Origin of the sequence: Mesorhizobium sp. M1322 (assembly GCF_040318085.1) — a bacterium.
GTDB lineage: Bacteria > Pseudomonadota > Alphaproteobacteria > Rhizobiales > Rhizobiaceae > Mesorhizobium.
In genome coordinates this window covers 17,488-27,112 of sequence record NZ_JAMYLP010000083.1, presented here as the reverse complement: position 1 = coordinate 27,112, position 9,625 = coordinate 17,488, and the positions used below count along the sequence as shown (strand labels likewise).

The following is a 9,625-nucleotide window of genomic DNA, read 5'->3' as shown; positions in this document are numbered from 1 at the left end:
CGTCCGGCGTGTCGACCCCCCACGGCGCCGACAGCACGAACTCGGCGGCGCTGCGCATGCCCGCCTCCAGCGCCCGTAACTGCGCCAGCTTTTCGCGCCGGTCCAGCGGCGACCGCTGCAGCGCGACGAAGCGTTCGAGCGCTGAGCGGCGATAGGCATAGAGGCCGATGTGATGATAGAGCGGCCCCTCGCCCCAGGGTGCCGTGGCGCGGGTGAAGTAGAGCGCCCGCAGCCGTGTCTCCGCCAGCGGCGAGCCGACAATCTTGACGACATTCGGATTGGTTTTTTCCTCGTCGCGGACGATCTCGATGCCGAGCGTGGCGATGTCGACCGTCGCATCTTCGAAAGGCTTCAGCGCGGCATTGATGATGCTGGGGTCAATGGTCGGCAGGTCGCCTTGCACATTGACGATCGTTTCGACCTTGCGCCCGGGATCCAGCGTGGCCAGCGCCTCGAAGATGCGGTCTGAGCCCGATTCGTGGCCCACCCGCGTCATCACCGCCTCGAAACCGTGCGCGCGCACCGCTTCGGCCACGCTCTGGGTATCGGTGGCGACCACCACCCGGCCGAGCCCGGCCTCGGCGGCGCGGCGGGCGACATGGACGATCATCGGGACGCCGGCGATATCGGCCAGCGGCTTGCCAGGCAGGCGGGTCGAGGCCATGCGGGCCGGGATGAGAATGAGCGTGGACATCGGGTGATGAAGCGTCCGAAAAGAGGAAGGGAAAAGTGGCAAAAGGTCTCACTGGAAGCGCCCTTATAGGTGTTGCAACGCCAGAGCAAAAGACCTAGTTTCCGCCCGATTTGACCGCCTCGCGGGGTGGTTCACGATTACCGACGGACGGAGTGGACAGATCGGTCCGCCGGAAAAGGGAGCCTGGGGCGTATGGACTCTTTCGAAATCAACAAGCTGATCGGGGGCCTGCTCGGAACCGTGTTCGTCGTCTTCTCGGTCGGCATCATATCCGACGCGCTGTTCGCCTCCCCCGCACCGGAAAAACCCGGCTACGCTATCGAGGCGACCGAGGAGGAGCCTGCCGAGGGCGGCCCGGCAGCCCCCGCCGCAGAAGCCAAGCCGATCGCCGACCTCCTGGCCAACGCCAATGTCGAGGCAGGTGCGTCCGTGTTCAAGAAGTGCCAGGCCTGCCACACCGGCGAAAAAGGCGGACCGAACAAGGTCGGCCCTGATCTCTGGGATATCGTCGACCGTCCCATCGCCGAGCATGCGGGCTTCGCCTATTCGGCCGGGATGAAGGAGTTTTCCAAGGGCGGCGCCGAAAAGTGGACCTACGACAACCTCAATCACTTTCTCCTCTCGCCGAAGAAGCTCGTGAAGGGCACGGCGATGGGCTTCGCCGGCCTGCCCAAGGACGAGGACCGCGCCAATGTCATCGCCTATCTGCGCACGCTGTCGGACAGTCCGAAGCCGCTGCCGACGGCTGGCGCTTCAGCAGCCGCACCCGCCGAAGGCGCGGCGCCGGCCAAGCCGGCAGAGGGTACAGCGCCGGCCGAACCTGCGCCGGCTGCTCCTGCTCCTGCACCGGCTCCGGCTCCGGCCCAATAACGCAATTGTCATGGACATATTCTTAGAAAAGCCGGGTTCAGCCCGGCTTTTCTAATGGGAAAAGCACATGTGCGGCGACAAAGCCGGGCTGTCGCGGTTTTCATGAGCGTCAAATGATCTAGATTGTCCGCTTACAGCTATCGCGCAGAGGAGAAGGCATGACGGTTGGCCGAACGTTTCTCAGATCGATGCTGGTTGTGGCGGCTTTTGCCGGCGGCCTGCAGGCAGCCTTCGCGGACGAATGGCGCACCACCTCGTCGCTGATCGGCGAATCCAAATATGGCAATAACTTCCAGCACTACGACTACGTCAATCCGAACGCGCCGAAGGGCGGCACGCTGAATTCGGTGGCGCCCGGCACTTACGACAGCTTCAATCCCTATATCGTCCAGGGTTCCTTCGCCGCCGGCTTTGCCCCGTTCGGTGGCGGCCTGCTCTACGACACGCTGATGGAGCAAGCGACCGACGAGGGCAGCACCAGCCATCCGCTGATCGCCGACGCCTACAAACATCCGGACGACTATTCCTCGGTGACCTACCGTCTCGACCCGCGGGCGAAATGGCATGACGGCAAGCCAATCACCACCGACGACGTGATCTGGTCGTTCCAGGTGCTGAAGGCCAACAGCCCGATGTACAGCCGCTATTTCGAGAATGTCACCGATGCGATTGCGGTTTCCGACCGCGAAGTCGAGTTCCATTTCGACCAGAAGGGCAACCGGGAGCTGCCGAAAATCCTCGGCGATCTGGTCGTTTTGCCCAAGCACTGGTGGGAAGGCACCGACGCCAACGGCAAGAAGCGCGACATCACCAGACCGACGCAGGAGCCGCCGCTCGGTTCCGCCGCCTACAAGATCGCCAGCTTCAAGCCGGGTTCGGAAATCGTCTGGCAGCGCGTGCCCGACTACTGGGCCGCCAAGCTGCCGGTGAAGATCGGCCGCGAGAATTTCGACACCCAGCGTTTCACCTATATCCTCGATGAGAACGCGGCTTGGCAGGCGTTCACCAAGGGTGGGCTTGAGGACATCAACGCGGAAAACAGCTCCAGGCGCTGGTCGACGGCCTATGATTTCCCCGCGATCAAGGCAGGCGACGTCATCAAGAAGGAGTTCAAGACCGAATCGCCCGAGCCGATGCAGGGTTTCGTGCTTAATCTGCGGCGCCCGCAGTTTCAGGATCGACGCATACGAGAGGCGCTGACCAACGTACTCGATTTCGAAAGCATGAACCGTACGCTGTTCTTCGGTCTCAACACCCGTACAAGCAGCTACTTCCAAGGCACGGAACTGGCATCGAGCGGCCTGCCGCAAGGCAAGGAGTTGGAAATCCTTGAGCAGTATCGAGACAAGCTGCCGCCGGAGCTGTTCACAAAGGAGTTCAAACTCCCGGTCTACGATTCCCCGCAGGCCGAGCGCAAATACCTGAAGGCTGCGGTGGACCTCTTCGCTCAGGCCGGTTGGGTCATCAAGGGCGGCAAGATGGTCAACGCCGAGACCGGCCAACAGTTCAAACTGGAAATCCTTGGACGGGACCCGAGCGACGAGGTGATCGCTAATCCCTATGTCGACAGTTTGCGCAAGATTGGTATCGATGCCGCGCTTCGCATCGTCGACCCCAGCCAATATGTGAACCGCACCCGCAGCTTTGACTTCGACGTAGTGACGGGGATGTTCGGACAGTCGGATTCCCCCGGCAACGAGCAGCGCGATTTCTGGAGTTCAAAAGCCGCCGATGCACCTGGCTCCCGCAATCTGATGGGTATCAAGGACCCGGTCGTCGACGCGCTGGTCGATCGCGTCATCTTCGCGACCGACCGCGACGATCTGGTTGCCGCCACCCATGCGCTCGACCGGGTGCTGTTGTGGAGCTACTATGTCGTGCCGCAATGGCACAGACCGGTGATCTGGCTGGCCTACTGGAACAAGTTCGGCATCCCAGAGAAGCAGCCTGCCTATTCCGGCGTCGACACGAATTCCTGGTGGATCGATCCGGATAAGGAAAAGGCGCTGGCGGCAAAATACAAGAGTGGCAATTGATGGCGTCGCTCCCCCGCCGGGCCGCTCTGGCCCGCCGCGACTTTCTGGCCCTGGGCGCCGCGGCCACGGCGGCAGCGCTGCTGCCCGGCCGAGCCTTCCCCGCCATCCCGACCGGCGTCAAGCTGCACGGCCTGTCGGCCTTCGGCGACCTCAAATACTCCCCAGGCTTCACGCATTTCGCCTATGTCAATCCGGACGCCCCAAAGGGCGGCACCTTCAATTTTGCCCCACCCAACTGGGGCTATAATCAAAACCCGGAGACCTTCAACACGCTGAACTCCTTCACGGCAAAGGGCGATGCTCCGCCGCGCATGGGGATGTGCTTCGACGCGCTGATGGCGCGAGCGCTGGACGAGCCGGACGCCGTCTACGGGCTGCTCGCCGAGGGCGTGACCATTTCGGAAGACCGCAACAGTTTCGAGTTTTCGCTGCGGCCAGAAGCGCGCTTCCATGACGGCACGCCGCTGACCGCGCAAGACGCCGCCTTTACTTTCAAGCTCTTGAAGGACAAGGGCCATCCAAGCCTGTCGTTGCCCTTGAAGCATCTGGACGATGCAGTCGCCGTCGACGCGCGGACGCTACGCCTCGTGTTTTCCGGCAAACATTCTGCCCGTACGATGCTTAACGTCGTCGAGTTCCCGATCCTGTCGAAGGCCTTTTACGAAGCCAATCCTTTCGACTCCTCGCAATTGAGACCCGTGCTTGGTTCCGGTGCCTACAAGGTTGGACGCTGGTCGGCCGGGGCATGGATCGAATATGAGCGCGTGCCTGACTATTGGGGCCGCGATCTCCCGGTCAATCGCGGCCAGAACAATTTCGAACGCATCCGCATCGAGTTTTACCAGAACCGAACTGCCGGCTTCGAAGCTTTCAAGAAAGGCGAGATACTCTACAGGGAGGAAGCCACCTCGCGGGTCTGGGCGACGGCTTACGATTTTCCGGCGCTCACCGCCGGCAAGGTCATCAAGCGCGAATTCCCCAGCGAAAAGCTGCCCTCCATGCAGGCCACCGCCGTCAACCAGCGGCGCGAACAGTTTCGCGATGCGCGGGTGCGGCAGGCGATTGCGCTCTGCTTCGACTTCGAATGGACGCGGCGGAATTTCTTCTACAATTCCTATGAGCGATCGAGATCGTGCTTCGAGAAATCGGACTATCGCGCCGAAGGCATGCCGTCGCCGGAAGAGCTTGCCTTGCTGGAGCCGCTGCGCGACAAGCTGCCGGCGGAAGCCTTCGGCGAAGCGGTGGTGCAGCCGGCTTCCGACGGTTCCGGCCGCGACCGGAAATTACTTGGCCAGGCGGTGAAACTTCTCGCCGGTGCCGGCTGGAAGCGTTCGGGCGACTTCGTGGTCAACGACAAGGGCAAAAAACTTTCGGCCGAATTCATGGTCGACGACGATGTCTTCGTACAGGTCTATTCGCCCTGGGTCGCCAACATGAAGGCCGTCGGCATCGACGCGACGATCCGCCTAGTCGATTCGGCGCAGTATCAGCTGCGGCAGTCGACGTTCGATTTCGACCTGCTCTCGGCCGCTTTCAATTTTAGCGCCACCCCGACCCGCGACAATCTCGAGATCTTCTTCCACTCAAACGCGGCGACCGTGTCCGGCTCGCGCAATTTGCCGGGCATATCAAGCCCCGCCATCGATGCATTGATCGACGCGATCGGCGCCGCCAAGGACCGCGAAAGCCTGACTGTAGCGATGCGGGCGCTCGACCGGGCCTTGCGCGCGCGCCGCGATTGGATTCCAAGTTGGTTCCTGGCGAATCACCGAGTAGCCTATTGGGACATGTTCGGCTTTCCCGAGCAGAAGCCTGATTTCGGCTTTCCGGTCGAGGCGCTGTGGTGGTTCGACAAGGACAAGGCGGCAAAGATTGGCAAAGGGTGAATTTCTTGCAGGCGTCGGCGCCGCCCCTCACCTGCCTGCCGGCATCCTCTCCCCGTATAGTGACGGGGAGAGGGGCGCTTTCATCGATGGTTTTGCCAATCACAAGCGTTGTAGTAAAAGCGCCGAGACTACCGCCGGCCCCTTTCTCCCCGTCACTATACGGGGAGAAATGTCCGGCAGGACAATGAGGGGCAGCGCTGGCGTCGACAATTGGTCTGAAGCGGTGCTCCTCCTCAAGGAGGACAACGTCTGATGGGCGCCTATATCCTGCGCCGCATCCTGCTGATGATCCCGACCCTTTTCGGCATCATGGCGGTGTCCTTCGCCGTCATCCAGTTCGCGCCGGGCGGGCCGGTCGAGCAGGTCATCGCCAGGCTGACCAACCAGGGCGGCAGTGATCGTCTTGGCGGCGGCGGTGGTGACGCCGGCGGCAGCAATGTCGACGTGGCCGGCGACGTCGGTTCGAAATATCGCGGCGCGCAAGGGCTCGACCCCGAATTCATCGCCAAGCTGGAAAAGCAGTTCGGCTTCGACAAGCCACCGCTCGAGCGCTTCGGCATGATGCTGTGGAACTATATCCGGTTCGACTTCGGCGACAGCTATTTCCGTGACATCTCGGTGATCGAGCTGATCCTGGAGAAGATGCCGGTATCGATCTCGATCGGGCTGTGGATCACGCTGCTGTCCTACCTGATCTCGATCCCGCTCGGCATCCGCAAGGCCGTCAAGGACGGCTCGGCGTTCGACGTATGGACCAGCGGCGTCGTCATTGTCGGCTACGCCATTCCGGGCTTCCTGTTCGGCATCCTGCTGATGGTGCTGTTTGCCGGCGGATCGTTCTACGACTGGTTTCCGCTGCGCGGCATCACCTCCGACAATTGGGAGCAGCTGTCCTGGCCGGCGCGGATCGTCGACTATCTCTGGCACATGACCTTGCCGCTGACGGCGCTGGTGCTGTCGGCCTTCGCCACCACGACGCTGCTGACCAAGAATTCGTTCCTCGAGGAAATCCGGAAGCAGTATGTGGTGACCGCGCGCGCCAAGGGCCTGTCGGAACGGCAGGTTCTCTACGGACATGTCTTCCGCAACGCCATGCTGATCGTCGTCGCCGGCTTTCCGGGCGCCTTCATCTCGGCCTTCTTCACCGGCTCGCTGCTGATCGAGAACATCTTTTCACTCGACGGCCTTGGCCTGCTCGGTTTCAGGTCGGTGGTCGAGCGCGACTACCCGGTGGTGTTCGCCAATCTCTACATCTTCTCACTGCTTGGCCTGATCGTCGGGCTCCTGTCCGACCTGATCTATACCTGGGTCGACCCGCGCATCGACTTCGAGCGGAGAGACGTCTGATGGCCGGGGCCGCAGCCGAAACGGCGCCGGACCGGGTTGCCCGTCCCTGGCTGTCGCCGCTCAACCAGCGGCGCCTGCAGAATTTCAGGGCCAATCGGCGCGGCTATTGGTCGTTGTGGATATTCCTCGTGCTTTTCGTGCTGTCGCTGTTTTCCGAATGGATCGCCAACGACAAACCGGTCCTCGTTTCCTACAAGGGCGAGATCCTGTTTCCGGTCCTCGTCGCTTATCCCGAGGAGAAGTTCGGCGGCTTTTATGCGGTCACCGACTATCGCGACCCGGTCATCCAGGACGAGATCAATGCCCATGGCTGGATGATCTGGCCGCCGGTCCGCTACTCCTACCGGACCGTCAACAACGCCATCCCCGAGGCGGCGCCTACCAAGCCGTCCTGGCTCTATGATGCCAAGACACGTTGCAACCAGTATCCGCAAGGTGCCGCCGATCCCAATTGCGTCGTCGGCAACTGGAACTGGCTGGGCACCGACGACCAGGCACGCGACGTGCTGGCCCGCGTCATCTACGGTTTCAGGGTCTCGGTGCTGTTCGGCCTGATCCTCACCGCCGGTTCGGCGCTGATCGGCGTGACGGCCGGCGCATTGCAGGGCTATTTCGGCGGCTGGACCGACCTTCTGTTCCAGCGCTTCATAGAAATCTGGTCGGCGATCCCGGTGCTTTATCTGCTCCTCATCGTCGCCGCCATCCTGCCGCCCGGCTTCTTCATCCTGCTCGGGCTGATGCTGCTGTTCTCCTGGGTGGCGCTGGTCGGGGTGGTGCGGGCCGAGTTCCTGCGCGCCCGCAACTTCGAATATGTCAACGCGGCCCGCGCGCTCGGCGTGCCCAACGGCACCATCATGTTCCGGCATCTGTTGCCCAACGCCATGGTGGCGACGCTGACCTTCCTGCCCTTCCTGCTCAGCGGCTCGATCTCGACGCTGACCTCGCTCGACTACCTTGGCTTCGGCCTGCCGCCCGGCTCGGCCTCGCTGGGCGAGCTGCTGAAGCAGGCGCAGCGCAACCTCAACGCGCCATGGCTGGGTATTTCCGGCTTCGTCGTCATCTCGCTGATGCTCTCGCTGCTGGTCTTCGTCGGCGAGGCGACCCGCGCCGCCTTCGATCCGCGCAAGACGTTCAGATGAGCGAAGCCCCTCTCCTCTCCGTGCGCGATCTCAGCGTCGCCTTCGCGCAAGAGGGCCGCCAGTCGATGGCCGTCGACCACATCTCCTTCGACATCGCCAAGGGCGAGACGGTGGCGCTGGTCGGCGAATCCGGCTCCGGCAAGTCGGTCACGGCGCTGTCGGTACTGAAGCTGCTGCCCTATCCGGCCGCTAGCCATCCGTCGGGAAAGATCCTGTTCCAGGGCGCCGACCTGCTCGCCACCGACGAGAAGGCATTGCGCCGCGTGCGCGGCAACAAGATCACCATGATCTTCCAGGAGCCGATGACCTCGCTCAACCCGCTGCACACGATCGAGCAGCAGATCGTCGAGGTGCTGACGCTGCACCAGGGGCTGGGCGACCGCCAAGCCAAGGCGCGCACGCTGGAACTGCTCAACGAGGTCGGCATCCGCGAGCCGGAGAAGCGGCTCGACGCCTATCCGCACCAGCTTTCCGGCGGCCAGCGCCAGCGTGTCATGATCGCCATGGCGCTGGCCAACGAACCGGAACTGCTGATCGCTGACGAGCCGACGACGGCACTCGACGTGACCGTGCAGGCGCAGATCCTCGAACTGCTTGCGGAGTTGAAGAGCCGCAAGGGCATGTCGATGCTGTTCATCACCCATGATCTCGGCATCGTCAGAAAGATTGCCGACCGGGTCTGCGTGATGACCAAGGGCAAGATCGTCGAGACCGGGCCGACGAAAGAGATCTTTGCCAACCCGCAGCACACCTATACGCGGCATCTTTTGGCCGCCGAACCGAAGGGCAAGCCGCCCGCCGCCAACGCTGCCGCCAAGCCTGTAATGACCGGCCAGGACGTAAAAGTCTGGTTTCCGATCAAGAAAGGCTTTTTCCGGCGCACCGTCGACAATGTGAAGGCGGTCGACGGCATCGACGTCACCGTGCGCGCCGGCCAGACGCTCGGCGTCGTCGGCGAATCCGGCTCGGGCAAGACGACGCTCGGCCTGGCGCTGGCCAGGATGATCTCGTCGACCGGGACCATTCAGTTCAACGGGCGTGACATCAACGAGCTGTCGTTTAACGCCATGCGGCCGCTGCGGCGCGAGCTGCAGATCGTCTTCCAGGATCCGTTCGGGTCGTTGAGCCCGCGCATGTCGGTCTCCGAGATCATCGAGGAAGGATTGAAGATCCACGAGCCGAAGCTGTCGCCCGATGAGCGCGACAAGCGCATCGTCGATGTGCTTGGGGAAGTCGGGCTCGATCCCGCCACGCGCAATCGCTATCCGCACGAATTTTCCGGCGGCCAGCGCCAGCGTATCGCCATCGCCCGCGCCATGGTGCTCAACCCGCGCTTCGTCATGCTGGACGAGCCGACCTCGGCGCTCGACATGAGCGTGCAGGCCCAGGTGGTCGATCTTCTGCGCAGCCTGCAGGCGAAGCACGACCTCGCCTATCTGTTCATCAGCCACGATCTGAAGGTCATCCGCGCGCTTGCCAACGACGTCATCGTCATGCGCAATGGCAGGATCGTCGAGGCCGGCCCATCCGAACAGATTTTCGAACGGCCGCAGACCGACTATACCAAGGCGCTGATCTCGGCCGCATTCAGGATCGAAACGGCGCCGGTCGGCATCGTCAGCGAGTAGGCTGTACCGCATAAAGGAAATAGAA

7 protein-coding genes are annotated in these 9,625 nt (G+C 62.6%); 6 read left to right on the top strand and 1 reads right to left on the bottom strand.

Features of this window, described 5'->3' with window-relative positions; all coding sequences use genetic code 11:
• On the bottom strand, positions 1 to 694 hold a 694-nt coding region (locus tag NKH12_RS24125; protein WP_352955451.1), incomplete at its 3' end, for a 3-deoxy-manno-octulosonate cytidylyltransferase.
• Positions 695 to 886: 192 nt separating this feature from the next.
• Between NKH12_RS24125 and NKH12_RS24120 the strand changes: the two genes are divergently transcribed.
• The 6 genes from NKH12_RS24120 (at position 887) to NKH12_RS24095 (ending at position 9,600) form a co-directional block, all read left to right on the top strand.
• Entirely contained in the window at positions 887 to 1,564 is a 678-nt protein-coding gene (locus NKH12_RS24120) for a c-type cytochrome (RefSeq protein WP_352955450.1), read from the top strand.
• 158 nt (positions 1,565 to 1,722) lie between these two features.
• Positions 1,723 to 3,600, top strand: coding sequence for an extracellular solute-binding protein (locus NKH12_RS24115; RefSeq protein WP_352955449.1), 1,878 nt, complete (start codon positions 1,723 to 1,725; stop codon positions 3,598 to 3,600).
• Positions 3,600 to 5,486 (top strand): extracellular solute-binding protein, encoded by a 1,887-nt coding sequence (locus NKH12_RS24110; protein WP_352955448.1) that lies wholly within the window; start codon positions 3,600 to 3,602, stop codon positions 5,484 to 5,486. The genes NKH12_RS24115 and NKH12_RS24110 overlap by 1 nt, the downstream gene beginning before the upstream one ends.
• Before the next feature lie 252 nt (positions 5,487 to 5,738).
• A complete protein-coding gene (locus NKH12_RS24105; RefSeq protein ID WP_352955447.1) occupies positions 5,739 to 6,833 on the top strand; it encodes a microcin C ABC transporter permease YejB in 1,095 nt (364 codons plus the stop codon).
• Entirely contained in the window at positions 6,833 to 7,972 is a 1,140-nt protein-coding gene (locus NKH12_RS24100) for an ABC transporter permease (RefSeq protein ID WP_352955446.1), read from the top strand. The genes NKH12_RS24105 and NKH12_RS24100 overlap by 1 nt, the downstream gene beginning before the upstream one ends.
• Complete coding sequence (locus tag NKH12_RS24095) at positions 7,969 to 9,600, top strand: ABC transporter ATP-binding protein (RefSeq protein WP_352955445.1); 1,632 nt, start codon at positions 7,969 to 7,971, stop codon at positions 9,598 to 9,600. Before NKH12_RS24100 ends, NKH12_RS24095 begins: the two co-directional genes overlap by 4 nt.
• The last annotated feature ends 25 nt before the right edge of the window (positions 9,601 to 9,625 follow it).

Bases quoted from the DNA above. Each gene is read 5' to 3' on its own strand.
- NKH12_RS24105 (WP_352955447.1), top strand. From the start codon at position 5,739: ATGGGCGCCTATATCCTGCGCCGCATCCTGCTGATGATCCCGACCCTT.
- NKH12_RS24100 (WP_352955446.1), top strand. From the start codon at position 6,833: ATGGCCGGGGCCGCAGCCGAAACGGCGCCGGACCGGGTTGCCCGTCCC.
- NKH12_RS24110 (WP_352955448.1), top strand. From the start codon at position 3,600: ATGGCGTCGCTCCCCCGCCGGGCCGCTCTGGCCCGCCGCGACTTTCTG.
- NKH12_RS24120 (WP_352955450.1), top strand. From the start codon at position 887: ATGGACTCTTTCGAAATCAACAAGCTGATCGGGGGCCTGCTCGGAACC.
- NKH12_RS24095 (WP_352955445.1), top strand. From the start codon at position 7,969: ATGAGCGAAGCCCCTCTCCTCTCCGTGCGCGATCTCAGCGTCGCCTTC.
- NKH12_RS24115 (WP_352955449.1), top strand. From the start codon at position 1,723: ATGACGGTTGGCCGAACGTTTCTCAGATCGATGCTGGTTGTGGCGGCT.